The organism is Bradyrhizobium cytisi, from assembly GCF_008123515.1.
In the GTDB taxonomy this organism is placed as follows: Bacteria; Pseudomonadota; Alphaproteobacteria; order Rhizobiales; family Xanthobacteraceae; genus Bradyrhizobium; species Bradyrhizobium cytisi.
The window spans coordinates 71,744-95,576 of record NZ_VSSR01000019.1 but is presented as its reverse complement, the minus strand read 5'-3'; the positions used below and the strand labels follow the sequence as shown (position 1 = coordinate 95,576).

The following is a 23,833-nucleotide window of genomic DNA, read 5'->3' as shown; positions in this document are numbered from 1 at the left end:
TAGCGCCCCTCAATTTGACGCAGCTTTCGCCTTCCGCTCCGTGAACGGCGACAGCACCACCGTTGCGACCATGAAGATCACCGACGCACCGAACACCCAGTGCGGCGCGCTCTGGTCCATGATCCAGCCGAACAGCAGCGGGCTGACGATCCCGCCGAGATTGAAGCCGGTGGAGACGATGCCGAAGGCGCGACCGGCAGCGCCGGGAGGCGCGGCGTTGCGCACCAGCATGTCTCGCGACGGCGCGATCACGCCGGAGAGGAAACCCGCGGACGCCATCGTGGCGGTCAGGGCCCAGCCCGGCAGCGTAACCATCGCGATCAGCAGCACGATGGCGGCATTTGCGGCAAAGCAGGCGGCGGCGACATAGCCGTGGCGCTCGGTGTGGTCGGCGAGGAAGCCGCCCGCGAGCACGCCCGCGGCGCTGGAGCCGAGGAACGCGGTCAGCGCGACATTGGCGATGGAATAAGTAGCGCCGTAGCCGCTCATCAGCGCCACCACGCCGAAATTGTTGATGCCGGCAACCGACAGGCTGAGCAGCATGAACAGCGCGGTCAGCGTGATCAGCGCTGGCGTGATGACGGCCTGCTTCAGCATGTTCGCGTTGCCCGGCCTGGTCTTGTGCGCGCCGGCATCGGGAATGTTCATGGCGACCAGCAGCAGCGCCACCAGCACGCCGATCGCACCCGAGGCGATGATGGCGCCTGTGCCGCCGGAGACGGTGACGAGCGCCGCGACGATCGCCGGCGCAACGGCGCCACCAAGATAGCCGGCAAAGGTGTGGATCGAGAAGGCGCGACCCATCCGCGCCTCGTCCATGTGCTCGGCCAGGATCGCGTAATCGGCGGGATGATAGACGCTGTTGGCGAGGCCAAGCAGCACGGCGCAGGCGATCAGCGAGGTATAGCTCAGGTGCAGGCCGAGCAGGATCAGCGCGAGCCCGCCGAGCGTCAGTCCGCCCAGCAGGATCTTGCGTGCGCCAAAATGGTCGACGAGATAGCCGGTCGGTGCCTGCGTCAGCCCGGAGACGACGGCCGATACGGTCAGCGCGAACCCGAGCTCGACGTAGCCGACGCCGAGCTGGCTCTTGAGGAACGGGAACAGCATCGGCAGGACCAGCAGATGGAAATGGCTGACCCAATGCGCGATCGAGATCCCGGTCAGCGTGCGCAGCGCGCTGTCCGCCTTGCCTTGTTGCGGTGCGGCGAGAACGTCGACCATCGTAGTCCCGTTTCAGTCCCTGGAGGCGCGCAAACTATCGGGGACAGCGGTTATTTGTCCATGAACGCGGGCGCATGGCAGTAGCGCGGGTGGGGCGGCGGAAAGCGTGGTTAGGGCTCGCGCTCAATAACGGCTCCGTGCGACCTCACAACGGCTCATCATCGTTGCCATAACGATCACGCTTCGGCGTGGCGATGTCGCCGTCTTCGCAATCGTCGTCGGTGTCGAGTGGCGGCCGGGGCTTCTTGGCCTTCTCGTCTGCGGTCTTCGTCTTCGGCGGTTCGCTCGGCTTGCCGGTCTTGGCCATGACTGATCCCGGATGGTGATGCGTCCTGCATCCTACCCGCAAACGCCTTGCGGTTCCTGAGTTATCTCAAGCCCGCGGCGATGAATGTCAGGCGTGCACCACCGGCCCGCCCGCCTTCTTCCAGGCATCGATGCCGCCTGCGATGTGGGCGGTGTTGGACAATCCGGCCTCCTTGGCTGCCGCAACAGCCATCGCCGAGCGTTCGCCGAAGGCGCAGAAGAACACGACGCGGCGGCCCATGGCGGCCGCGACCTCGCGCAGCATGCCGCCGGGCTTGAGGCTTTCCTCGACGCTCGGATAGGGCGTGTGCAGCGCGCCTTCGATCATGCCGTGCTTCATCCGCTCATTGCTCTCGCGCAGATCCACCAGCAGAATATCGGGTCGGCGGAGCGAACGGATCGCCTCGGCGGCGCTGAGTGCACGGCCCTCTTTCTCCAGCTCTTCCTGATGCAAGCCGACCCGCATGTTGGCCGGCACCGCCACATCCATCATCTTCGGATTGGGCAGCTTCAGGTTCGCCATTAGCTCGATATATTCGTCGACCGAGCGCACCTGGAGCCGCGGATTGTAGCGCTTCTCCTCGCCGATGGTGGAGACGGTGTCGCCCTTGTAGTCGTGTGCCGGGAACACCATCGTCTCGTCCGGCAGCTTCAAGAGGCGGTTGAAGATCGATTCGTACTGTGCGCGCGACGAGCCGTTCTGGAAATCAGTGCGGCCGGTGCCGCGGATCAACAGCGTATCGCCGGTGAAGACGCGGTCGCCCATCAGGTAGGAGTAGGAATCGTCGGTGTGGCCGGGCGTGTACATCACGTCGAGCGACAGGCCCTCGATCGTCACCTTGTCGCCATCGGCGACCCGCATCGCCACCACGTCGGCCTTGGTCTGGTCGCCCATCACGGTCATGCAATGCGTGCGGTCGCGCAGCTCGCCGAGGCCGGTGACGTGATCGGCATGCAGATGGGTGTCGACCGCCTTGACCAGCTTGAGGTCGAGCTCGCGCAGCAGCTGGCAATAGCGGTCGACCTTCTCCAGCACGGGATCAAGGATCAGCGCCTCGCCGCCGGGGCGGCTGGCAAGGACGTAGCTGTAGGTGCCCGAAATGCTGTCGAAGAGCTGGCGAAAGATCATGGCAGGACCCGGCGTGGACTGGTTTCGAGGATTCTACTACATCCGGGAGCATAAAGAGAAGTAAGTCACTGCCGAAGCAAGAAAATTTAGAAAATTTTTATTGCGGGTTCAGCGGCCGGCGTTCCGGGCTCACCTGCTCGAGACGCCCCGCTGTCATCGCCCGCGAAGGCGGGCGATCCAGTATTCCAGAGACAGCGAAGCGGATGCAGAGAGGCTGCGGCGTACTGGATTCCCCGCCTCCGCGGGGAATGACAGTGAGTATGTCGCTGCCCCGTGCCACGGCCGAAGCCTCAGGGCCTCACCAACGTGTACCCATTCTCCGCCAGAAGCAGGATCTGCCCGACGCCCACCTGCACCGGCGTCGCCGCCGGAATGAACTCCGGCCGCTTGCCCGTCTCCCGCTCGATCGTGTCGACCGTGTTGAGGCAGATGTCGAACCGCACGCCCTGCGCGATCAGGCTCTCGACCTGCTTGCGGCGCTCGCTGCCGGACAGCAGCAAGTCGATGCCGGGACCGAAGGCGACGATCTCCACGGCGATCTTGTCGGGGTCGTAAGCCTTCAGCAGATTGTTGGCGACACTCAGCACCAGGGCCTGCTTCTTCGCATCGCTATCTGAGAGCTGCAGCACGATCTTGTGCTCGGCGAACGGCTTGTCCTGGAGCGGCACCTGTTGCGCAGAAGCCAGCGTCGGCGCGACCAAGGAGAGCAGCGTCAGCAGCATTGCGCGAAAAATTTGCGACCGCATCATCCTCTATCCTGCAATGCCTGGATTGCCGTCGACGCCCTTCAGCGTGACGCCGGTGCCGAGCCGCTCCTGAAACATCCGGCCCGAGCGCAGATATTTGCCGACGACGTCCCACACCGGTGCGCCCTGCTGGCCATTGACCGAGGCCCAGCCTGCGACCTTGTAGTGCCTGACGGCGCTGAGCGCCTTGCCATTGGCGAGCTTGAGCTCGGCGATGCGGCTGCCGATCGCGTTGGTGGGGCTGCATGTGTAGCTGAGCCCACCGGCGCGCACCATGTCGCCGCCCTGCTGATAATAGGGATCGGCGTTGAAGAGATTGTCGCAGATATCTTCCAGCACGTCCTTGATCTGGGCGCCGGTCATCTCCTGCACATAGGTTTCGGGATAGGTGATCGCGGTCTCCGCGAGCACATCCTCCATAGTCAGCGGCTGGCCCGAGAGCGCGGTGACGCCCCAGCGGAAGCCCGGCGACAGCGCGATCTCGGCATCGAGCTCGGTGCGCAGCGCCGAGCAGATCAGATCGTCCACGGGGCCCGCAAAATTGTCGCGGCGATAGAGCAGCCGGTCCGGCGTTGCGATCTTCTCCAACCAGTCGGTCACGAACGGCGCACGCAGCCGGCCGATCAGCTCGGCCATCGCCGGATCGGGCTTGAGCAGCTCGGAATAGACCGGCAGCAGATGATACTTGACGTCGCCGACCTTGCCCTTGTCGAGCGCGAGATCGAGCACGCCCAAAAACTTCCCGTTGGAGCCGGCATTGGTAACGAGCGTCGTACCGCCAGCGTTCTTCACGGCGATCGGTTGCGGCACGGCATCATGGGTGTGGCCGCCGAGGATGACGTCGATGCCGGTGACGCGGCTTGCGAGCTTGAGGTCGACGTCCATGCCGTTGTGCGACAGCAGGATCACCGCATCGACCTTGTCGCTGCCGCGCAAGCTGTCGACATGCTTCTGGAGCTCTTCCTCGCGAATGCCAAACGTCCAGTCCGGCGTGAAGCGCTTGGGATGCGCGATCGGCACGTAAGGAAAGGCCTGGCCGATGATCGCGACGCGATGACCGCCGATCTCCCTGATGATCGACGGCTTGAACACGCGCCCCGTCGCCTTGTCGAAGGCGGGGGCGTCGTTGAACGCGGCTTCCTCGGTCAGGAAGACGTTCTGCGCCAGGAACTCGCCCTTGAAGTGCTCGAGATTGTCACGCAGCACCTGCTCGCCATAGGTGAACTCCCAATGCCCGGTCATCGCCTCGATGCCCAGCAGATTGGCGACCTCGACCATGTCGCGGCCCTGCATGATGTTGGCGAGCCCGGTGCCCTGCCAGAGATCGCCGCCGTCGACCAGCATGGTGCGCTTCTCGCCGGCATCGCCGCGCAGGCGGTCGATCAGCGTCTTCAGATGGGCGAAGCCGCCGAGCTTGCCGAAGCGGCCGGCGGACTTTTCGAATTCGACGCTAGTGAAGGCATAGGCGTCGGCGCTGTCGGGCCGGATGCCGAAGCGCTCCAGGAAAGCGTGACCGACCAGATGCGGCGGCCGTCCCGCCATCTCGCCGATGCCGATATTGACGCTGGGCTCGCGGAAATAGACCGGGTTGAGCTGCGCATGCGTGTCGGTGAGGTGCAGGATCCGCGCATTGCCGAACCGCTCGATGTCGTAAATGCTCGCGGTCTCGGCGCCGCGCGCCAGTCGCGGCAGGCCGAGCGAGGCGGCAATGCCGGCTGTGCCCTTCAGGAGATCGCGGCGGCGGATGGGCATCTAAATTTCTTCGCGCCTCTCAACGACAGTTCCACAGACGTTAGCCTAGCGGATTTCCATCGCCTTCCAGGCCTCTTTTTCAGACGTCGCCTGGAAGATGGATGCTTTCGCCAGCGCCTCGGCCTCCTTGGCTGCGGCGACGGCGCGGTCGAAATCGCCGCCATCTGCGGCCTTTTTCGCTGCCGCCAGCGTCGAGACGGTGGTGGTCCACTGGTTGCGCAATGCAGCCGCCTCCTTGGATGCGGTCTCCGCAGCAGCGTAGGCCGCCTTGTAGTCCGCTTCATTTGCCGCGCGCGCCATCGGCGCGAAGCTCAGGGCCAGCAACATGGCGACAGGAAGTGACCGCTTCATGGCCGCGCTCCTGGTCCCGAAATCGGCAGGCCGTTGGCGACGTAGGAGAGGAAGTATTCGACGTCGCGATATTCGTCCGCCTGCGGCTCCAGCGGAAGCGCGCGAGTCTGGCTGTTGCAGGTGATGAAACGGCGGCTGGTTGTGCCCATGCCGCTCCATTCGGAGCGGTAGATCGGCAAGGCGTTCAAGATGCCGAGCGCCGGCGCCAGGATCTCGGCGCGGATGCGCTCGCCCGGGCTCTGCACGTGGCAGCTCGCGCAGGAGAAGTTCATCTGGCCGCGGCGGGTGTAGAAATAGCGCTTGCCGTTCTCGAACGCTTCGAGCGCGCGGGGATCGTCGGGAATCCTGATGTCCATCGGCTTGCCGCGCGAGGTGTAGGCCATGTACGCCGTGAGCGAGGCCATCTCGTCCTTGACGTAGGAGTAGGGCGCCTCGCCATTGGCCTCGCGGCAGCGGTTGAGCGCGAGCTCGAGCGTGACGACCTTGCCTTCCTTGGTGTCGAAATAAGGATAGTTCTGGCGAATGCCGATGCCGCCGTTCGGGAAGCAATCAGCATAGGTCTTGCCGTTCTTGAACGGTGTCGCAAACATCTCCTTGCCGGCGTCCAGTGCGAACTCGTAGGGCGGAAACTCTTCCTTCTCCTGCCATTGCCGCTTCATGTCCTCGTTCATGGAATAAGGACCGTTGACGAAATCCTCGTGCTTCACATCAGGAAATTTCTGGAAGAAGAAATTCTGGAACGCCTTGGCATCCGCGACGGGATCGACCTTGTCGGCCGCAATCACGCGCGGAGAGGTGAGTGCGAACGCGACGAGCGCGGCGCTCAACGAGCCAAGCAGGAGGGAGGTGGCGGGCCTCATCACGCGATCTTCGCGGTGGTCTCGTCGGACCCACCCTTGTTGTCGGTCCAGGAGATCTTGAGGTCGTCGCCCTTCTTGGCGCCCTTGAAGCTGAACTTGACGTAGGGGTCCTTGGAGACCGCGGTGCCCCAATTGGCAACGAACACGTCCTTGCCGTTACACGCGAACTTCAGCTGCTGGATGTAGTGCGCGGGAATCAGCTCGCCCTTGGCGTCCTTCACCAGGCCGGTGTCCATGGGGTGCTGGATCAGTGTCTGCACCTCGGTGATGTCGCCGTTGGATGTTGCGCGGACGCGAATGCTGGATGTCATCTGGATTCTCCTAGCCGCCGCAGCCGCCGACGGTGACCTTCACTTCCTTGGTCGCGCTGTAGAGCTTGCCGTCGGCTTCCACGATCGCGGTCACGTTGCTGGTCTTGGCCATCTTCAGGCGGTTGGCGACAGCAGGCATCGTGCCCTCAGCAATCTTGTAGCTTGCTGCGAGCGCGTTCGGGTTCTCGGCGACAAAGAGCGAGATCGAGGTGACCTTGTCGAGCGTCGTCGTCACCGAGATCGGCACCACGCCGCCATTCTCGGCGATCTCGGGCGCATCGAGCCTGACCTTGTCGGAGGGCTCGGCGGTCTTGCCGTAGAGTGCCTTGATGGCGTCGGCCTCGTTCTTCAGCTTGAACACCTCTTCCGGATATTTGTCGTTGGCCGCGGCGCGCACAGGCGCAAACGGCAGATTGCCGAGGCCGATCAGCGCGACCGAAGCAGCGCCCTGAAGGATCAGGCGCCGCGTCGGATGAGGGCCGGTATGTGCAGTCATCTCAGGTCTCCTGGGCCTGCCGTTACAGCGTCTGCAGGAAATCAACGATCGCGCTGATCTCCTGGTCGGTCAAAAGCCGGTTGCGGCCGAACGGCGGCATCATGGTCTGCGGATTGCGCTTGGTCTCGTCGAACAGGATCGCAACCAGCTCGTTGCGGTCGGGGTATTTTGCCTTGATGTCCTTCAGCTCGGGCCCGATGGTGCCTGGCAAGTCGCCGCCCTTGATGACGTGACAGGTCAGGCAATTGCCCTTGCCGCGGTCGAAGGCGAGCTTTTGGCCCTCGGCGATGGCGGACTGCGCCCACGCCGGGCGCGCGGCGAGGCCCGTGAGGACGACCAGCGCGAGGAGCAGGGCGGGCTTGCGAGGAAAGGCGGTCAAGGCGTCGTTCCGAGGCTTATGATGTCTGCAAAAGATAATGTTCAAAAGCACAAAGGGCATGCCCTGACAATCAAGACTATGCAGGGCACAAAATGGCGTTAATATCTTCCGCATTGCAACTGAAGAGATAGATCGTTCATCAAGCCGGCTTCAACCGGCACGCGTTCGGGGCGTTTTGCCCCTGTTGCGTTTTGGTCTGCTTTTCTCGTTTTCCGGGGACATGAATTGGCTGAATATGTCGTTGAATTTGGCAGGGATGGTGGGCGGGTCGAATCCGACGGCCGTCTCGATGCGCCGGCGTTCCATCGCAATCATGAGCCGCTCTGGACAGCGCTCGGAAAGCATCTCATTGGGCGGTCGGGCGACGTGGTCGAGGTCGGCAGTGGAACCGGCCAGCATGTGGTCCATTTCGCCCGTCACACGCCCGATCTGGTCTGGTGGCCGAGCGACCTCAACCAGCGCCATGTGAAGAGCATCGAGGCCTGGCGCGTGCATTCGGGGTTGAAGAACGTCCGCTCGCCGTTGCGGATCGATCTGTCCGATCCCGACTGGTGCCCGGAGATGAAGAGCGGGCAGGGGCCGAACAATCTTGCGGCCGTGTTCTGCGCCAATGTCATCCACATTGCGCCCTGGACGGTGGCCGAGGGCCTGTTCGCCGGTGCCGGCCGGTACTTGCGGTCTGACGGCCAGCTGATCCTCTACGGCCCGTTCAAGCGCGACGGCAAGCACACCGCACTCAGCAACGCCGTGTTCGATACGTCCTTGCGCGAAGGCAATCCCGACTGGGGCGTGCGCGATCTCGGCGATGTCGAGACGCTGGCGCGCGGTGCGGGTCTTCGTCTCGTCGATACCATCGAGATGCCCGCGAACAATCTGACGCTGGTATTTGCGCGGGGTTAATTCGGGACGTCGTCATGCCCGGGCTTGTCCCGGGCATCCACGTTCTTTGCTCCGCAAGCTAAGACGTGGATGGCCGGGACAAGCCCGGCCATGACGATGTGGAAGCGTCAGCGCGCCAAACGCTAGCATTCATCCCGCCAACCAATCTTCTCCTTCAAGAACTGGAATCCGAGCACCTGGAAGCCGGCGCGCTCCTTGTTGTCCTTGCCGTAGCCGTGGCCGCCGGCGGCCGGCTCGTAGAACCAGGCCTCGTAACCCATCGCCTGCAGCTTCGCCGCCATCTTGCGCGCGTGGCCGGGATGGACGCGGTCGTCGCGTCGTGTCGTAGCGATCAGGATCGGCGGATAGGGCTGACCGGGTTTTGCATTGTGATAGGCGGAGTAGGTCTTCAGCCACTCCCATTCCTCGGGCTTGTCGGGATCGCCATATTCCGCGATCCAGCTCGCGCCCGCGAGCAGCTTGGTGTAGCGGCGCATGTCGATCAGCGGGATGGTGCAGAACAGCGCGCCGAAACGCTCGGGGTATCGCACCAGCATGTTGGTGATGAGGATGCCGCCGTTCGATCCGCCCTGCGCGGCGATGCGCTTTGGCTGCGTCACGCCGCGGCGGACGAGATCGGCGGCAACTGCTGCGAAATCGTCATGCGACAGCCTCTTGCCGGCGAAACGGCCGGCATCGTGCCAGCGCGTGCCGAACTCGCCGCCGCCGCGCAGATTCGCCTGCACAACGGTGCCGCCGCGCTCCAGCCACAGCTTGCCGAGCGACGAATCGTAGTGTGGCTTCACAGCGAGACCGAAGCCGCCATAGGCGCTCATATAGACCGGCGCATCGCCGGTCTCGCCCGCCGGGCCGGTCTGCACATAGGGAATGCGCTCGCCGTCGACCGAGATCGCCTCGTGCTGCGACACCATGAGGCCGTCGGCGTTGAACGTTCTCGGCGCCTGCTTCAAGACCGTCGGACTTTCGACGCCGCGCTCGATCAGCAAGAGCGACGGCGACGTCAGCGGGTCCTGCACATTGGCGAGCAGGTCGCCATTGCTCTCGGACGAATGGCGATCGAGCGGCCAGACATCGACGACGCCGATCTCGGGAAGACCGCCGAGCGTCTCGCGGCTCCAGCCCGCGGCGGATGGCGTGCGGATCTCGAATCGCGGCTTCAGCTCGTCGAGGATCGACAGCACCAGCTTGCCCGCGGCCCAGAAAAAACCCTGTAGCGCTCGCCGCGGTCCGGGCTCGAACAGAGAAGTGAAGTCGCGGCTGCCGGCGAGGAACGATGAGAGCGAGATGCCGAGCAGGGCGTCGGCGGCATAGGTTCGTCCTTCGACCGACCAGTCCGTGCGCAGCTTCATCGCGAACCAGTCGCCATGCGCCTGCATCCAGATGCCGGTCGGCAGGTCGAGCTTCGTCGTGGTGCCGGCTTCGTCGCGCAGCCAGATGCCGTAATTGAAAAAGTCGATCTGGTCGATGATCCAGGCGCGCGGCTTCGCGCCGGTATCGTCCACGCTGCCGAAGATCCCCATATGATCGGCCGCGGTATCGAGGATGATCTGCGCTTGATCGACGCTCTCGCCACGCCGCCACAGGCGAACGGTCCTCGCATATCCGGAGCTCGTCACCATGTCATCGCCATAGGCGCTGGACAGCAGCAGCGTGTCCGGATCGAGCCAATCGACGCCGCCCTTGGCTTCCGGCAGCGTAAAGCCGTCAGCAACAAAGCTGCTCGTATCCGCATCGAATTCCCGCAAGGTGACGGCGTCGCTGCCGCCGCGCGACAGGCTCAAGATGACCCGCGAGTGTCCCGGCTGCGAGCTGATCGAGCTCAGCAACCAGTCCTCGCCCTCGCTCGCGGCGAGCTTGTCGATGTCCAGCACGGTCTCCCACGCCGGATTGGGTTTGCGAAACTCCGCCAGCGTGGTCCGCCGCCACAGCCCGCGTGGGTTGGCGGCATCCTTCCAGACATTGTGCAGATGCGCCCCGCGCCGGCCGACATAGGGAATGTTGTCCGGACGGTCATAGATTGCCGCAAGCGTGTCGCGGTCTCGTTCGAACGCCGCGCCGCCGAATCTATCCAGCGTCAGGCGGTTCTGCTTCTCGACGAAATCGAGCGCGCGGGCGCCTTCGATCTCCTCTAGCCAGAGCCAGGGATCGTCGTCGGGAGCGCTGGGCGTAGGCCTGTTATCGACGGACATGAACGAAACTCCCTGAGATCGCGCGGCGGATAGGATTTGATCGCGCGCAAGCCGTCAAGAGCGCGGTCCGGTATGGTCCATCCGATTGCGTCAGAGGCATGGCCTGCGCCCGTTTGCGCCGGTTGCCCGCCCTTCCGCGCCCCGCCATAGTGCCGGGAATCACCAAGCCTTTTACTTACAAGCCTTTTACTTAAAGGACCCTGCGGGCGGAAATGCCGATGCTAGATGTGACTTCAGCCAATGAGATTGCCGATGACGTCCGCGTGCGCGGCAACGTCGTACGCCTCGCCGCAGCCCAAGCACTGACCGGCGCCAACTCGGCGGTGATCTTCGCCACCGGCTCGATCGTCGGCGCCACGCTCGCGCCTGACATGTCGCTCGCGACCGTGCCGCTGTCGATGTACGTGGTTGGGCTTGCGGCCGGCACGCTGCCGACCGGCGCGATCTCGCGCCGCTTCGGCCGCCGATGGGCTTTTGTCATCGGCACCGGCCTTGGCGCGCTCACCGGTGTCATCGGGTCGTTCGCGATCCTGCACGCCTCGTTCGCGCTGTTTTGTCTCGCGACCTTCCTCGGCGGCCTCTACGGCTCGGTGGCGCAATCCTATCGCTTCGCGGCCGCCGACGGTGCCAGCGCGGCCTACCGGCCCAAGGCCGTATCGTGGGTGATGGCGGGTGGCGTGTTCGCCGGTGTGCTCGGTCCGCAGCTGGTGCAATGGACCATGGACATCTGGTCGCCCTATCTGTTCGCCTTCAGCTTCCTGGTGCAGGCGGCGGTCGCGCTGGTCGCGATGGGCATCGTCGCCGGCGTCGATATGCCGAAGCCGGCTCCGGCCGATCTGCACGGCGGCCGGCCGCTGCTCACCATCGTGACCCAGCCGCGCTTCATCGCGGCCGCACTGTGCGGCGTCATCTCCTATCCCATGATGAATCTGGTGATGACCTCGGCGCCGCTCGCCATGAAGATGTGTGGCCTCAGTCTATCCGATTCCAATTTCGGCATTCAATGGCACATCGTCGCGATGTACGGACCGAGCTTCTTCACCGGTGCGCTGATCGCCCGCTTCGGTGCACCCAGAATCGTCGCCGCCGGTTTGCTATTGGAAGCGAGCGCCGCCGGCATCGGTCTCTCCGGCGTCACCGCGATGCATTTCTGGGCGACGCTGATCGTGCTCGGCATCGGCTGGAGTTTCTCCTTCATCGGTGCCTCCGCGCTGGTGCTGGAGACGCACCGCCCGCAGGAACGCAACAAGGTGCAGGCCTTCAACGATTTCCTGGTGTTCGGCATGATGGCGGTCGGCTCGTTCTCGTCGGGGCAGCTGCTCGCCAATTATGGCTGGTCGGCCGTGAACATGGTCGTGTTTCCGCCGGTTGTGCTTGGCCTCGTCGCGCTTTCGCTGGCGTCCTGGGCGCGCCGCCGCAGGGCGCGGCTGGAGGTCGCGATGGGCCAGTTCCCGGACGCGATCTGAGTTGGCAGGAGGCTGTCAGCAACGTTGACGCTTCGATCGCTGTCGAAGGGATTTTCGGGTACGAGTTATTAGTTGATGCGTCATGGCCGGGCTTGTCCCGGCCATCCACGTCTTGGACGCGCAGATCGAAGAACGTGGATGCCCGGGACGAGCCCGGGCATGACGGAGTAGGCAGCATGCTCGACAATCCTCAACACCCCGCGGCCGACGAATCCTCGCTCCGCTATGAAGGCTGGCGCATCGTCGCGGTCTGCTTCCTGCTTGCGACCTTCGGCTGGGGGCTCGGCTTCTACGGCCAGAGCGTTTATGTCGCCGAGCTGCAGCGCGCGCGGGGCTGGCCGGCCTCGCTGATCTCGTCGGGCACCACGTTCTTCTATCTGTTCGGTGCGTTGCTGGTCGTCTTCGTCGGTGAAGCCGTCCGGAAACATGGCCCCCGGATTTGCCTGATCGCCGGCACGGTGGCGATGGCGGCCGCTGCGGTCGCGATCGGCGCGGTGCGCGAGCCCTGGCAGCTCTATCTGGCGGATGCCGTGCTCGCCTTCGGCTGGGCCGGCACCAGTCTCGCCATGATCACCAACACGATCAGCCTGTGGTTCGACCACAAGCGTGGCATGGCGATCAGCCTGGCGCTGAACGGCGCCAGCTTTGGCGGCATCGTCGGCGTGCCGCTGCTGGTGACGATGATCAGCCATATCGGCTTCGGAAACGCGATGTTCGCCACCTCCGGCGCCATGCTGGTGTTGCTGCTGCCGGTGATTTTGCTGGTCGTCGGCCGGCCGCCCGATCTCCATGGCTGGCACGCGGCGACGCGAGCGAGGCCGCAATCATCAACGCAAATCCGCGCATGGGCGCTGCGCGATGTCGGCTTCCTCACGGTGACGATCGCCTTCGCCTTGGTGCTGTTCGCGCAGGTCGGCTTCATCGTGCACCTGATCTCGTTTCTCGATCCCGTGATTGGGCGCGAGCGTGCGGCCATGGCGGTCGCTGTGCTCACTGCGATGGCGGTGATCGGCCGTGTCCTGTTCTCGATGGTGATCGACCGCCTCAACCAGCGGCTGGCGTCGGCGCTGTCGTTCCTGAGCCAGGCCGCCGCGCTGTGCGTCGTGATCAATCTGCACAACGATTATATGCTGATCGCGGCCTGCGCGGTGTTCGGCTTCTCGGTCGGCAATCTCATCACGCTGCCGTCGCTGATCGTGCAGCAGGAGTTCGACTCCGCCTCGTTCGGCGTGCTGATCAGCCTCAACACCGCGATCAACCAGGTGACCTACGCGTTCGGCCCCGGCGTCGTCGGCATCCTGCGCGATTGGTCCGGCGGCTATTCGCTACCGTTCTATCTCTGCATCGCGCTGGAGCTGACGGCGGCCGCACTGATCATGGTGCGGGGGAGGCCGCGAGCAAGGCTTTCATAGAGGCGCGACGGCGCCTCAACAAACTCCGTCATTGCGAGGAGCCCTCGCGACGAAGCAATCCAGACTGCATCCGCGGAAAGATTCTGGATTGCTTCGCTCCGCTCGCAATGACGGGGTGAGAGCGGAGATCACCCCTCCCGCTGCTTCAGCAAGCCCTCGACATCCAGCCGCTTCGTGAACATCGCGAGCTTGCCATCCGGCCCGAACGGCCATTGCTCCCGCGGCTTGTCCCAATACAGCTCCACGCCATTCTCGTCGGGATCGCGCAGATACAGCGCCTCGGACACGCCGTGGTCGCTGGCGCCGTCCAGCGCAATGCCGGCCGAGAGCACGCGGTGCAGCGCGTCCGCCAGCGCCGGCCGCGTCGGATAGAGGATCGCGGTGTGAAACAGCCCGGTCGTGCCCCGCGGCGGTGGTGAGCCGCCCTTGCTCTCCCAGGTGTTGAGCCCGATGTGGTGGTGATAACCGCCGGCCGAGATGAAAGCCGCACTGGTGCCCATGCGCTGCATCAGCTCGAAGCCGAGCACGCCGCAATAGAAGCCGAGCGCGCGATCGAGATCGGCGACCTTGAGATGGACGTGGCCAATCCTGGTGCCGGCGGCGACGGCTTGGTTTTCCGACATGGTGGTGCTCCGTTGATGAACTCCACATAAGCCGAGCTTCGGGACAGCGCTACGGCCATATCCCGAAACCCAGTGTTTCCGGATGCGCAATTGCGCGTCCGGATACGAAGCTATGACAGCTCCAACACCTCGCCCTCGGGCAGCCCGAACTCAAACGTGTTCAGCGTCATCGACACCATCGTGTAATAGCCGCACAGCCCGATCACCTCGACCACGCCGCGTTCGCCGAGCAGCTGCACCGCCTTATCGTAGAGGCCCTTCTCGACGCCGTGGCCCTCATGCAGCGACTTCGCGAGATCGTAGATCATCCTGGCCTTGGGATCGTCGAACTCGGGCGTGCGTCGATCGCGGATCGCGTCGATGATTTCAGGATCCATACCACCGGCAAGCGCGAGGCCCTTATGCGCATACCATTCGTAATGCGCGGTCCAGTGCCGTGCCGTCACCAGGATCGCGATCTCCGAGAGCTTCGCCGGGAAGATCGTGTCGTAGCGCAGGACCTCGCCGAGCCGCGTGGCGTGACGGGCCATGTCCGGGCTGTTGAGCCAGGCCATCATCGGCGCAGGCGGCTTGCCGCGCTTGCCGGCAATCGACTCGTCATAGGTCTGCCGCTGGCTCTCGTTCATTTCGCCAGGCGAAAGAAGTTTCAGGCGCATTCGCGTTTCCTCTTTGTTTTCAAGCACCGCCGTGGCGCGACTATAGCGGAGGACGGGCCGCGGAAGTGGTTGAATTCCGCAGTGCGATGGCCCAGAGTCGCGCCCAACAAGCCGATAGTGATTGATGGAAACGACCATGAGCGAAACAGAGACGGCTGATCTCGAACAATTCCGCAACGAGACGCGCGCCTGGCTCGAAGCCAGCTGCCCGCCGGAGATGCGCAAGCCCGCGACGTCGGACACCGACGTGTTTTGGGGCGGACGCAACGCAAAATTCTCGTCCGAGCCGCAACGCATCTGGTTCGAGCGCATGCGCGACAAGGGCTGGACCGTGCCTGACTGGCCGAAGGAGTATGGCGGCGGTGGCCTCAGTGCCGCCGAGCACAAGGTGCTGCGCACGGAGATGGGAAGAATCGGCGCCCGTCCGCCGCTGTCGAGTTTTGGCATCTGGATGCTCGGGCCGGCGCTGCTGAAGTACGGCAACGACGCGCAGAAGAAGGAGCATCTGCCCAAGATCGCGGCGGGCCTGATCCGCTGGTGCCAGGGCTATTCCGAGCCGAACGCGGGCTCCGATCTCGCCTCGCTCCAGACCCGCGCCGAGAGCGACGGCGACGATTTCGTCATCACGGGGTCGAAGATCTGGACCTCCTACGCCAACTACGCCGACTGGATCTTCTGCCTGGTGCGCACTGACTCGGCTGCAAAGAAGCACGACGGCATCAGCTTCATCCTGTTCGACATGACGTCGAAGGGCGTCACCACCAAGCCGATTCTCTTGATCTCCGGCTATTCGCCGTTCTGCGAGACTTTCTTCGACGGCGTCCGCGTGCCGAAGTCGCACGTGGTCGGCACCGTCAACCGCGGCTGGGACGTCGCAAAATATCTGCTCCAGCACGAGCGCGCGATGATCTCGGGCATGGGCGAGCGCGGCGTCGGCCGGCCGCTCGGGCAGATCGCGGCGGACTCCGTCGGGTCAGATGCGCAAGGCAAGCTCGACGATGCGATGCTGCGCGGCAAGATCGCCAGCTTCGACGTCGATGAAGCAGCCCTTGCGGCCTGTGCCGAACGTGCCGTCGATCTCGCCAAGGCCGGTCAGGCGCATCCGGCGTTCTCCTCGGCGATGAAATATTACGGCACCGAGCTCAACAAGCGCCGCTACGAGATCCTGATGTCGGCCGGCGGCGTCGACGCGCTGGAATGGGAGAGCGAGCGCTCGCGGCAAGGCGCCCGTCCGCGCGCCTGGCTGCGCACCAAGGCCAACTCGATCGAAGGCGGCACGACGGAGGTGATGCTCGGCATCGTCGCCAAGCGCATCCTGGATCTGCCGGGGGCGTGAGGCTTCTGTCATTCCGGGGCGCGCAACGCGCGAACCCGGAATCCATTCATCCACCAACTCCGTCGCCCAATGGATTCCGGGTCTGGCCCTCCGGGCCATCCCGGAATGACAGCGGCAAATAGATTTCGAATCGGAAACACGCACATGGCCCTCGTCCTCACCGAAGAACAATCAATGCTCCGCGATAGCGCGCGCGGGCTGATCAGCGACAAGGCGCCGGTGTCGCACCTGCGATCTCTGCGCGATTCCAAGGACCCCACCGGCTTCTCCAGGGAGCTGTGGCACTCCTTCGCCGAGATGGGTTTTGCCGGCTTGCTGGTGCCGGAAGAATTCGGCGGCAGTGGCCTCGGCTTCATGGAAGCCGGAATCGTCATGGAAGAGATCGGCCGCACCTTGATGCCGTCGCCCTTCCTCGCCACCAGCGTAGTCGCGGCCTCGGCGCTGAACCGCGGCGGCAATGCCGCGCAGAAGTCGGAGTTCCTGCCGAAGATTTCCAACGGCTCGCTGCTGGCGACGCTCGCGATCGACGAGGGCGCAAAGCATCGCCCGCTGCAGACCAACTTGCAGGCCGTGCGCGCCGGCAACGGCTTCAAGCTCTCTGGCGCCAAGGCGCTGGTCGTTGACGGCCACGTCGCCGATCTCTTCATCGTCGCCGCGCGCACCGCAGGCTCCGCCGGCGAGCGCGACGGCCTGACGCTGTTCCTGGTCAACCCCAAGGCCAGGGGCGTCGCGATCGAGCGCACCATCATGGTCGACGCGCATAATGCGGCGCGGATTGAACTCGCCAATGTCGAGGTCAACGCCGACGGCGTGCTCGGCGAGGTCGATCAGGGCGCTGCCCTGCTCGATGGCGTGCTCGATATCGGCCGCGGCGCGGTCGCCGCCGAAATGGTGGGCCTCAGCGAGGAGGTCTTCAACCGCACCGTCGAGTATCTCAAGAACAGAAAGCAGTTCGGCAGGCTGATCGGCGAATTCCAGGCGCTGCAGCACCGCGCCGCCGAGCTCTATGTCGACATCGAGATCACGCGCGCCGCCACGATGAAGGCGCTTCAGGCGCTGGACGCGGACGTCGCCAAGGCCGCCTCGGCCGTCGCCGTGGCAAAAGCCCGCGCCGGCACCACCGCCACCCGCGCGGTGCAGGAAGGCGTGCAGATGCATGGCGGCATGGGCATGACCGACCAGTTCGACATCGGCTTCTTCATGAAGCGCGCACGGGTGTGCGAGGAACTGTTCGGCGATGCGAATTACCACACCGAGCAGCTGGCGCGGGCGCGGGGGTATTAAGCTCGTAGCCCGGATGCAGCGTAGCGAAATCCGGGTTCTGTCCGCGCGGTGAGACGGCCCCGAGAGAGTGAAAGCTCTCGCCCCAAGCTCGTCATTGCGAGGAGCACTTGCGACGAAGCAATCCAGTCTGTCACCGCGGAACGACTCTGGATTGCTTCGCTACGCTCGCAATGACGGCGGAGAGAGCCGTTCTTACCGCATCGGCGGCGCGTACTGCACGCCACCCGCGTTCCACAGCTGGTTCATGCCGCGCGGGATCTTCAGCTGCGACTTCTCGCCGATGTTGCGCTCATACATCTCGCCGTAATTGCCGACGCGGCGGATGATGCGCACGGCCCAGTCCTTGGTGAGGCCGAGCTGCTCGCCGTAATTGCCCTCGGTGCCGACCAGCCGCATCACTTCCGGCTTCTTCGACTTCAAGGCATCGTCGATGTTCTCCGAGGTGACGCCGAGCTCTTCCGCGTTGATCATCGCGTAGAGGGTCCACTTCACGATCATCATCCAGTCGTCGTCGCGCTGGCGCACGACGGGGGCGAGCGGCTCCTTGGAGATCATGTCGGGCAGGATCATGTGATCGCCGGGCTTGGCCATGTTCAGCCGCAGCGCGTAGAGCTGCGAGACGTCGGCGGTCAGCGTGTCGCACTTGCCGGTGTCGTAGGCTTTCACCACGTCTTCCAGCTTGTCGAACTTCACCAGCTCGTATTTCATGTTGTTGGCACGGAAATAGTCGGCGAGGTTGAGCAGCGTGGTGGTGCCTGATTGCACGCAGACCTTGCTGTCGGCGAGGTCCAGCGACGTCTCCTTGCCGCGCGAGCGCGGCACCATGAAGCCTTCGCCGTCATAATAGGCCACGGCCGGGAAGTAGAGATCGTAGTCGAGCTCACGCGACATGCTCCAGGTCGAGTTGCGCGAGAGGATGTCGACTTTCCGGCTCTGCAATTCCTTGAAGCGCTCGCTGGCATCGAGCGGCACGAACCTGGCCTTGCCCGGATCGTCGAAGACCGCGGCCGCCACTGCGCGGCAGAAATCGACGTCAAAACCAGTCCAGTTGCCCTTGTCGTCGGGGATCGAGAAGCCCGGCAGGCCCTTGTTGACGCCGCACAGCACCTCGCCGCGGCGCACGGTGCGCTTCAGCGTGCGGGTGTCGTAGAATTCGTAGGTGATGGCCAAGGCGGCGACCAGCACGGCAACCGCAAGCCCGATCAGCAGGCCGCCTCGAAATGTGCGCATCATGTTGCTCTCTCGAATTAATCGGGAAAAGGAATTCTGGACGAGGCGGGATATTTAGAGCTCAGGCTTCTGCCGGATGACCACCTTGGTGCCAACAGGGACGCGATCGTAGAGGTCGGCGACGTCATTGTTGACGAGACGGAAGCAGCCCGAGGATACCTTGGTGCCGATCGTATCGGGACGGTTGGTGCCGTGGATGCGGTAGACGGTGGTGCCCAGATACATGGCGCGGGCGCCGAGCGGATTGCCGGGGCCGCCGGCCATGAAGCGCGGCAGATAGGGCTGGCGCTGGATCATCTCCGACGGCGGCGTCCAGTCCGGCCACTCCTTCTTGTTGGTGATGTTCACCAGCCCCTGCCACTGAAAGCCGTCGCGGCCGACGCCGATGCCATAGCGGATCGCGCGCCCGCCGGGCTGCACCAGATAGAGGTGGCGCTCCGTGGTCGAGATGATGATGGTGCCCGGCGCTTCGGTCGTGCGGTAGTACACGACTTGCTTCTGCCATTCCGGATCGAGCTCGTAGCTGTCGTCGGCGACCAAACCGGGCTCGTCGCCGCGGTCGGGCTGCTGGGCGAAGGCGTGCTGCGCCGACAGGATCAGGCTGATCGCAGCCACAAGCGCCCCGGTCAGGCGACGAAAATCCGACATTTCAAGCTCTCCCCGCTGCCACAGCGCAAATCGTCACGAACCATCTGAACTCAGGGGCAGCTTCGTGGCAAGTTCAAGGCGCGCCCAGCTGGTATGTCACGAGAATGCTTTGGTTTTTTGACGAGGCCCGGCAATGCCATGAACGGGGGATGGCGCGAAAAGCCGTGGCCACGGTTTCGCCTGTCGGTTGAGGCGTCCTAGATCTGACTGGCCGCTGGCCCAATCCCGAGCCGCCGGACGATTTCGGCGCCCACGGCGCGGGCCTCGTTGCGCGAGCCGATGCGGGGGCTGCGAAACCGTCGTCCGGACTGCAATCGGATCGCCACGATGCAGTGCTCATCCTCGGACCGGCCGCGGCGCTCGATCGTGATCGCTTTCACGTCCTGCCCTTCGATATGGTCGGCGCGCATCTCGCCATTGCCCCAGAGGCGCTCGACGCGGATATCGCCCGCACGAATGATCCAGAAGGCGCCGGTCACGAGATTGGCGAACCTGTAGACCGCGAACGCTGCGATCACGCCAAGCGGCAGCGGCATGATGTCGATCAGATTGGGCGGCAAGCCGCGCCAGAGCCGGTAGGCATAGGGTGCGCCACTCAGCGCGACGACGATCAGGGCCGCGATCCGGATGTCTCTCTGCGAAAACGGCTCGACGGGGTCGCCAAGACGCATCTCGGGATTGCTGGCATCGAGCGGATTGACGGGGGCTTCGACGTCGGGAACGTCGAATTGCGCGGCGATCCGGGCCACGGTGTCACGCACATGCGTGACGTCGGAGAGGGGCGGGGACGTCAGGCGCTCGCCCGAGACCAGCGTGAAGGCCAGCTGGAAGCGGGCTTTTGCGGTTTTGCTGCCGGGAACCTGTAATCCGAGGATGTCGTCTTTCGTGACGATCCTGGTCTGGAGCTTCCCGAACGGTCGCTGCCGTCCGATCAGGATCTCATCCGGCGTGATGATCCACACCACTGCCGGCGCCAGCATGATGACGCTGACAAACGCGGCGCCCGCCAGCAGCGCGACCACGGAGATGATCACTTCGAGGATGTCGTGCGTGAACAGCCCTGGCGTGAAACACAGCGCAACGGCCGCCGCAGAGCCGGCCACGACCAGCCGCTGCGCGATCGAGGCGCCTTCGCGAAGGCGGATATCGTTGCTGGTGGTCGCGTCGTCCATTGCGGCGGCTGATGTCGGGGCCGCGAAACTCCACGGACGAGTCCGTGGAGTCAAGCGGCAACGCAACGCTGCCGCGGGCGGCGTCAGCTGCTGGCATTCAGCAATTTTGCCACGGTGCGGTCGATCTCGTCATAGCGGCCTTCGCCTTCGTGCTGGAACACGATCTTGCCGCTCTGGTCGATGATATATTGCGCCGGCCAGTATTGGTTGCGGTAGGCGTTCCAGGTCCTGGAATCATTGTCCTGCGCCACCGGATAATTGATGCCGTGGCGCTTCAGCGCGGCCTGGACGTTGGACGCCGAACGCTCGAACGGGAATTCGGGTGTGTGCACGCCGACCACGACCAGGCCCTTGTCTTTGTACTTGGCGTAGAGGTCGGTGACGTGCGGCAGGGTGTTGACGCAGTTGACGCAGCCATACGTCCAGAAGTCGACCAGCACGACCTTGCCGCGCAGATCGGCGATGCTGAGCGGCTTCGAGTTGAACCAGTTGCTGATGCCGGCGAAGTCGGGCGCGGTCGCCGCCTGGCTGGCGGCCGCGACCTTGACCGGCGCCGCGGGCGTGGCCTCGCCGCAGATGCCGGGAATGACGGCGCCGGTGACGGCGAAGCCGATCAGCGCGGCCGAGACGGCGAGCAATTTGAAAGTCATGGAAGCGTCCTCCGGTGAAGATGAGAGATGATCACAGGCCGATCTGGCCGGTGGGGTAGAAGCCGGTGAGCCACGCCACGATCAGCGTGTCGTATTGGAAGTAGGCGGCGAGCGCGAAGGCGATCACGACCACGCCAAAGCCCTGCTGCAGCCGCGGCGAGATGCGCGCGAGGCTGCGCACGCGCGTGGTCGCGGCCTGTCCGCCGTAGGCGATCGCCAGCATCGGGATCGCGGCGCCAATCGCGTAGGCAATGAGCAGCGTGCCGGCCCAGGCCAGATTCCTCGAGGTCGCGACCAGCGTCAGGATCGAGCCGAGCACGGGGCCGGCGCAGGGCGTCCAGACCAGGCCCAGCGTTGTCCCGAGCACGAGGCCGCCGAGCGCGCCCTCGCGCTGCGCGTCGCCGCCAGCGCCGAGATCGAGCCAGCCATTGAGCCGGATCGACAGCCATTCGAACGGCGCCGGCCACAGCATCAGCAGGCCGAAGCCGAGCAGCAGGACCGAAGCCCCCTCGCGCAGCACATTCGGATCGAAATCGAATGCCTGCGTCAGCGCGCCGAGCAGCAGCGCGACCGCGGAGAAGGAGACGACGAAGCCGAGCGCGATCATTGCGGGGCGCAGATGCGAGGAGCGCCCGATCGAGGCGCCGAGCAGGATCGGCAACATCGGCAGCGTGCAGGGGGCCGCAATGGTGAGGATGCCGGCGAGGATGGCGAAGAGGAGCTCGAGCATGGGGCACTCGTGATGGAGGTCACGAGGGCAGTTCGGGATGGAGGTGGGGATCGTTACGTGGTGTCACGCGCTCGTGACGGGGAGAGGCGGGACCCGCGGCGACAGCCCAAATACAAAACGACCCGGAGGGGGGCATCCCGTCCGGGTCGTTGGAGGTCTTGGGAGGTTTAACGAAACCGTATGCGATCTTTATAGGGACGAAGTTTTTCCGCCTGATGTTGTGGTTTGTTTCATTTGTTTCGTCGGCGGTAACGCTTCCGTGTCCCGGGACGGGGCCGGAAATCCGGTCCTATCCCATTGAAATCCTTGACCTCAGGCGGCGAAACGGTCGACGCCGCAAGTCTTAAGCAGATCGGCGAGCTGCTTGCGGGCGTAGAACATCCGGGTCTTCACCGTGCTCTGCGGGATGCCGATGATCTGCCCGACCTCCTCCACCGACTTCTCATGGTAGTAGACGAGGGTGATGATCTCGCGATGCGCGGGTGACAGCTTTTGCACGCAGGCGCGCAGGATGGCGCTGGTGTCGCTGCGGTCGAGCGAGGTCTCGGGCGTGTCGCAATTGTCAGGGATCTGGCGCACATCTTCCTGATCGATGTCCTCGAAGCGGCGCTGGCGCAGTGCGGTCAGCGCCTTGAAGCGGGCGATCGAGAGCAGCCAGGTCGAGACCTGCGAGCGGCCCTGGAATTGTCCGGCGGTGCGCCACACGTCCAGGAACACCTGGCTGACCAGGTCTTCCGCCGTGGTCGCGTCGCGCACGATGCGCAGGATGAAGCGGTAAACCCGCACGTTATGACGGCAATAAAGGATGTGCATGGACGTCCGGTTGCCGTCGGCAATGCTCTCGAGGAGCATGTCGTCCGAGGTCGCCTGAGCGGCAATGATGCTCTGGCTGGCTTGGGCGTTGATGGCGATGACGTTCGGCATTGACTTGGCTCCCCGGTGCGCCGCAACCGAGCGGCGTTTCCTTGGACCAAAGTGTTAATGAGCCAACGTTTCGGGACGTCTGCACGAAAAGCGGAAAATGGTTTCGTGCGCCGCCAAATTGTTTCGTCGGTTCAATCGCGACGAAACATTCAGGGCAAAAAAGCGTGGAATTTCAATGTGTGGAAAATACGGTACCGCGGAATTGGACCGGGAGGAACGAGTTTCGAAGCTTCGCGTTTGCGGGCGCCACACCTACCGCTGTCGTCCCGGACAAATGTAGATCCTGGACGACGCCGTGGATGGTGCGTGGTGTCTACGCCTTCTCGCCGGCGGGCGAGAACAGATAGCCGCCGCCGCGGATGGTGCGGATCACGGCGGGTTTTGTCGGGTCGGGCTCGATCTTGCGGCGGATGCGCATGATGCGGAGATCGACGGCGCGGTCGAAAGCTTCGGCGTCGCGCGCATTGGCCAATTCCAGCAGTCGCTCGCGCGACAGCACGCGCTTCGGGTTGGCCGCGAACACCTTGAGCAGCCCGAACTCGGACGCGGTCAGCGGATGCTCGTTGCCTTCGTCGTCGCGCAGGGCCTGGGCTTCGAGGTCGAGCCATTTGGTGCCGAAGCGCACCAATTGATCCTTGTCCGATTTCGCGGGCGCCGCGCCGGCGCTAGCGGCTTTCGCCGGCGTGCTCCGCCGCAGCACCGAGCGGATGCGTGCCATCAGCTCGCGCAGCTCGCAGGGTTTTGCGACGTAATCGTCGGCGCCGAGCTCGAGGCCGACGACGCGGTCGATCGGGCTCGCGGTTGCGGTCAACATGATGACCGGCACGTTGATGCGGCTCTTGAGGTCGCGGATGATCGAGAGGCCGTCTTCCTCGGGCATGTTGAGGTCGAGCACGACGAGGTCGGGCATGCTGCCGTCGATCGCGGTGCGCAAGCTCTTGCCGCCGTCGCACAGCGTCACGGTGAAGCCGTGCATCTTGAGGTAATCGCCGACCATCTCCCGGGCCGGGGCCTCGTCGTCGACGATCATGATGTGCTGGCTTTGTGTCATGTCACTCAGAT

Annotated in this window: 25 protein-coding genes; 5 read left to right on the top strand and 20 right to left on the bottom strand. The window is 64.3% G+C overall.

All coding sequences use genetic code 11. The features are described from left to right. Positions 1 to 9 precede the first annotated feature (9 nt). The 10 genes from FXB38_RS11900 to soxX form a co-directional block, all read right to left on the bottom strand. Positions 10 to 1,221 (bottom strand): MFS transporter, encoded by a 1,212-nt coding sequence (locus FXB38_RS11900; RefSeq protein WP_148751043.1) that lies wholly within the window; start codon positions 1,219 to 1,221, stop codon positions 10 to 12. 145 nt (positions 1,222 to 1,366) lie between these two features. Continuing rightward, entirely contained in the window at positions 1,367 to 1,528 is a 162-nt protein-coding gene (locus FXB38_RS11895; protein WP_148751042.1) for a hypothetical protein, read from the bottom strand. Between the two features lie 87 nt (positions 1,529 to 1,615). Continuing rightward, on the bottom strand, positions 1,616 to 2,656 hold the full coding sequence (locus tag FXB38_RS11890; protein WP_148751041.1) for an MBL fold metallo-hydrolase: 1,041 nt from the start codon (positions 2,654 to 2,656) through the stop codon (positions 1,616 to 1,618). Positions 2,657 to 2,946: 290 nt separating this feature from the next. Next, the gene (locus tag FXB38_RS11885) at positions 2,947 to 3,405 is read right to left on the bottom strand and encodes a DsrE family protein (RefSeq protein ID WP_148751040.1); all 459 of its coding nucleotides are present in this window, start codon (positions 3,403 to 3,405) and stop codon (positions 2,947 to 2,949) included. Between the two features lie 3 nt (positions 3,406 to 3,408). Beyond that, the gene (soxB, locus tag FXB38_RS11880; RefSeq protein WP_148751039.1) at positions 3,409 to 5,154 is read right to left on the bottom strand and encodes a thiosulfohydrolase SoxB; all 1,746 of its coding nucleotides are present in this window, start codon (positions 5,152 to 5,154) and stop codon (positions 3,409 to 3,411) included. Between the two features lie 45 nt (positions 5,155 to 5,199). Then, complete coding sequence (locus tag FXB38_RS11875) at positions 5,200 to 5,505, bottom strand: hypothetical protein (RefSeq protein ID WP_148751038.1); 306 nt, start codon at positions 5,503 to 5,505, stop codon at positions 5,200 to 5,202. Further along, complete coding sequence (gene soxA / locus FXB38_RS11870; RefSeq protein WP_187434817.1) at positions 5,502 to 6,365, bottom strand: sulfur oxidation c-type cytochrome SoxA; 864 nt, start codon at positions 6,363 to 6,365, stop codon at positions 5,502 to 5,504. Before soxA ends, FXB38_RS11875 begins: the two co-directional genes overlap by 4 nt. Beyond that, the gene (gene soxZ, locus FXB38_RS11865) at positions 6,365 to 6,676 is read right to left on the bottom strand and encodes a thiosulfate oxidation carrier complex protein SoxZ (protein ID WP_148751036.1); all 312 of its coding nucleotides are present in this window, start codon (positions 6,674 to 6,676) and stop codon (positions 6,365 to 6,367) included. The genes soxA and soxZ overlap by 1 nt, the downstream gene beginning before the upstream one ends. Before the next feature lie 10 nt (positions 6,677 to 6,686). Further along, complete coding sequence (gene soxY, locus FXB38_RS11860; RefSeq protein WP_148751035.1) at positions 6,687 to 7,172, bottom strand: thiosulfate oxidation carrier protein SoxY; 486 nt, start codon at positions 7,170 to 7,172, stop codon at positions 6,687 to 6,689. Between the two features lie 22 nt (positions 7,173 to 7,194). Then, on the bottom strand, positions 7,195 to 7,551 hold the full coding sequence (gene soxX, locus FXB38_RS11855; protein WP_187434816.1) for a sulfur oxidation c-type cytochrome SoxX: 357 nt from the start codon (positions 7,549 to 7,551) through the stop codon (positions 7,195 to 7,197). A 225-nt stretch (positions 7,552 to 7,776) separates the two neighbouring features. On the opposite strand from soxX, the gene FXB38_RS11850 reads away from it, so the two are divergent. Next, positions 7,777 to 8,451, top strand: coding sequence for a DUF938 domain-containing protein (locus FXB38_RS11850; RefSeq protein ID WP_148751033.1), 675 nt, complete (start codon positions 7,777 to 7,779; stop codon positions 8,449 to 8,451). Positions 8,452 to 8,573: 122 nt separating this feature from the next. Here FXB38_RS11850 and FXB38_RS11845 read toward each other — a convergent pair whose 3' ends face one another. Further along, the gene (locus FXB38_RS11845) at positions 8,574 to 10,640 is read right to left on the bottom strand and encodes a prolyl oligopeptidase family serine peptidase (RefSeq protein WP_148751032.1); all 2,067 of its coding nucleotides are present in this window, start codon (positions 10,638 to 10,640) and stop codon (positions 8,574 to 8,576) included. Between the two features lie 218 nt (positions 10,641 to 10,858). Between FXB38_RS11845 and FXB38_RS11840 the strand changes: the two genes are divergently transcribed. Both FXB38_RS11840 and FXB38_RS11835 read left to right on the top strand, forming a co-directional pair. Next, positions 10,859 to 12,106: an MFS transporter gene (locus FXB38_RS11840; protein WP_187434815.1), complete on the top strand. Its 1,248-nt coding sequence runs from the start codon at positions 10,859 to 10,861 to the stop codon at positions 12,104 to 12,106. A gap of 176 nt (positions 12,107 to 12,282) precedes the next feature. Continuing rightward, a complete protein-coding gene (locus FXB38_RS11835) occupies positions 12,283 to 13,518 on the top strand; it encodes an MFS transporter (RefSeq protein ID WP_148751030.1) in 1,236 nt (411 codons plus the stop codon). 128 nt (positions 13,519 to 13,646) lie between these two features. On the opposite strand, the gene FXB38_RS11830 is transcribed toward FXB38_RS11835, so the two are convergent. After that, on the bottom strand, positions 13,647 to 14,141 hold the full coding sequence (locus tag FXB38_RS11830) for a VOC family protein (RefSeq protein WP_148751029.1): 495 nt from the start codon (positions 14,139 to 14,141) through the stop codon (positions 13,647 to 13,649). 110 nt (positions 14,142 to 14,251) lie between these two features. Continuing rightward, positions 14,252 to 14,797: a carboxymuconolactone decarboxylase family protein gene (locus FXB38_RS11825; RefSeq protein WP_148751028.1), complete on the bottom strand. Its 546-nt coding sequence runs from the start codon at positions 14,795 to 14,797 to the stop codon at positions 14,252 to 14,254. A 136-nt stretch (positions 14,798 to 14,933) separates the two neighbouring features. Between FXB38_RS11825 and FXB38_RS11820 the strand changes: the two genes are divergently transcribed. Together FXB38_RS11820 and FXB38_RS11815 are read left to right on the top strand one after the other, a co-directional pair. Then, positions 14,934 to 16,133 (top strand): acyl-CoA dehydrogenase family protein, encoded by a 1,200-nt coding sequence (locus FXB38_RS11820; RefSeq protein ID WP_187434814.1) that lies wholly within the window; start codon positions 14,934 to 14,936, stop codon positions 16,131 to 16,133. A gap of 144 nt (positions 16,134 to 16,277) precedes the next feature. Next, positions 16,278 to 17,417, top strand: a complete 1,140-nt coding sequence (locus tag FXB38_RS11815) for an acyl-CoA dehydrogenase family protein (protein ID WP_148751026.1) — start codon at positions 16,278 to 16,280, stop codon at positions 17,415 to 17,417. Positions 17,418 to 17,609: 192 nt separating this feature from the next. Here the strand turns inward: FXB38_RS11815 and FXB38_RS11810 are convergent, their stop codons facing one another. The 7 genes from FXB38_RS11810 to FXB38_RS11780 form a co-directional block, all read right to left on the bottom strand. Beyond that, positions 17,610 to 18,647: an amino acid ABC transporter substrate-binding protein gene (locus FXB38_RS11810; protein WP_148751080.1), complete on the bottom strand. Its 1,038-nt coding sequence runs from the start codon at positions 18,645 to 18,647 to the stop codon at positions 17,610 to 17,612. A gap of 54 nt (positions 18,648 to 18,701) precedes the next feature. Next, a complete protein-coding gene (locus FXB38_RS11805) occupies positions 18,702 to 19,295 on the bottom strand; it encodes a L,D-transpeptidase (protein ID WP_148751025.1) in 594 nt (197 codons plus the stop codon). Between the two features lie 197 nt (positions 19,296 to 19,492). Then, positions 19,493 to 20,467: a hypothetical protein gene (locus tag FXB38_RS11800; protein WP_148751024.1), complete on the bottom strand. Its 975-nt coding sequence runs from the start codon at positions 20,465 to 20,467 to the stop codon at positions 19,493 to 19,495. Between the two features lie 83 nt (positions 20,468 to 20,550). Next, positions 20,551 to 21,117, bottom strand: a complete 567-nt coding sequence (locus tag FXB38_RS11795; protein WP_148751023.1) for a thioredoxin family protein — start codon at positions 21,115 to 21,117, stop codon at positions 20,551 to 20,553. A gap of 31 nt (positions 21,118 to 21,148) precedes the next feature. Beyond that, the gene (locus FXB38_RS11790) at positions 21,149 to 21,847 is read right to left on the bottom strand and encodes a cytochrome c biogenesis CcdA family protein (RefSeq protein WP_148751022.1); all 699 of its coding nucleotides are present in this window, start codon (positions 21,845 to 21,847) and stop codon (positions 21,149 to 21,151) included. A 312-nt stretch (positions 21,848 to 22,159) separates the two neighbouring features. Continuing rightward, positions 22,160 to 22,771, bottom strand: coding sequence for a sigma-70 family RNA polymerase sigma factor (locus FXB38_RS11785; protein WP_148751021.1), 612 nt, complete (start codon positions 22,769 to 22,771; stop codon positions 22,160 to 22,162). Between the two features lie 313 nt (positions 22,772 to 23,084). Then, the gene (locus FXB38_RS11780) at positions 23,085 to 23,822 is read right to left on the bottom strand and encodes a response regulator (protein WP_148751020.1); all 738 of its coding nucleotides are present in this window, start codon (positions 23,820 to 23,822) and stop codon (positions 23,085 to 23,087) included. Between the last annotated feature and the right edge of the window lie 11 nt (positions 23,823 to 23,833).

Coding starts and splice junctions, on each gene's coding strand:
- FXB38_RS11900 (WP_148751043.1), bottom strand. CDS start 1,221: ATGGTCGACGTTCTCGCCGCACCGCAACAAGGCAAGGCGGACAGCGCG.
- FXB38_RS11895 (WP_148751042.1), bottom strand. CDS start 1,528: ATGGCCAAGACCGGCAAGCCGAGCGAACCGCCGAAGACGAAGACCGCA.
- FXB38_RS11890 (WP_148751041.1), bottom strand. CDS start 2,656: ATGATCTTTCGCCAGCTCTTCGACAGCATTTCGGGCACCTACAGCTAC.
- FXB38_RS11885 (WP_148751040.1), bottom strand. CDS start 3,405: ATGATGCGGTCGCAAATTTTTCGCGCAATGCTGCTGACGCTGCTCTCC.
- soxB (WP_148751039.1), bottom strand. CDS start 5,154: ATGCCCATCCGCCGCCGCGATCTCCTGAAGGGCACAGCCGGCATTGCC.
- FXB38_RS11875 (WP_148751038.1), bottom strand. CDS start 5,505: ATGAAGCGGTCACTTCCTGTCGCCATGTTGCTGGCCCTGAGCTTCGCG.
- soxA (WP_187434817.1), bottom strand. CDS start 6,365: ATGAGGCCCGCCACCTCCCTCCTGCTTGGCTCGTTGAGCGCCGCGCTC.
- soxZ (WP_148751036.1), bottom strand. CDS start 6,676: ATGACATCCAGCATTCGCGTCCGCGCAACATCCAACGGCGACATCACC.
- soxY (WP_148751035.1), bottom strand. CDS start 7,172: ATGACTGCACATACCGGCCCTCATCCGACGCGGCGCCTGATCCTTCAG.
- FXB38_RS11845 (WP_148751032.1), bottom strand. CDS start 10,640: ATGTCCGTCGATAACAGGCCTACGCCCAGCGCTCCCGACGACGATCCC.
- FXB38_RS11840 (WP_187434815.1), top strand. CDS start 10,859: ATGCTAGATGTGACTTCAGCCAATGAGATTGCCGATGACGTCCGCGTG.
- FXB38_RS11835 (WP_148751030.1), top strand. CDS start 12,283: ATGCTCGACAATCCTCAACACCCCGCGGCCGACGAATCCTCGCTCCGC.
- FXB38_RS11830 (WP_148751029.1), bottom strand. CDS start 14,141: ATGTCGGAAAACCAAGCCGTCGCCGCCGGCACCAGGATTGGCCACGTC.
- FXB38_RS11825 (WP_148751028.1), bottom strand. CDS start 14,797: ATGCGCCTGAAACTTCTTTCGCCTGGCGAAATGAACGAGAGCCAGCGG.
- FXB38_RS11820 (WP_187434814.1), top strand. CDS start 14,934: ATGAGCGAAACAGAGACGGCTGATCTCGAACAATTCCGCAACGAGACG.
- FXB38_RS11815 (WP_148751026.1), top strand. CDS start 16,278: ATGGCCCTCGTCCTCACCGAAGAACAATCAATGCTCCGCGATAGCGCG.
- FXB38_RS11810 (WP_148751080.1), bottom strand. CDS start 18,647: ATGCGCACATTTCGAGGCGGCCTGCTGATCGGGCTTGCGGTTGCCGTG.
- FXB38_RS11805 (WP_148751025.1), bottom strand. CDS start 19,295: ATGTCGGATTTTCGTCGCCTGACCGGGGCGCTTGTGGCTGCGATCAGC.
- FXB38_RS11800 (WP_148751024.1), bottom strand. CDS start 20,467: ATGGACGACGCGACCACCAGCAACGATATCCGCCTTCGCGAAGGCGCC.
- FXB38_RS11795 (WP_148751023.1), bottom strand. CDS start 21,117: ATGACTTTCAAATTGCTCGCCGTCTCGGCCGCGCTGATCGGCTTCGCC.
- FXB38_RS11790 (WP_148751022.1), bottom strand. CDS start 21,847: ATGCTCGAGCTCCTCTTCGCCATCCTCGCCGGCATCCTCACCATTGCG.
- FXB38_RS11785 (WP_148751021.1), bottom strand. CDS start 22,771: ATGCCGAACGTCATCGCCATCAACGCCCAAGCCAGCCAGAGCATCATT.
- FXB38_RS11780 (WP_148751020.1), bottom strand. CDS start 23,822: ATGACACAAAGCCAGCACATCATGATCGTCGACGACGAGGCCCCGGCC.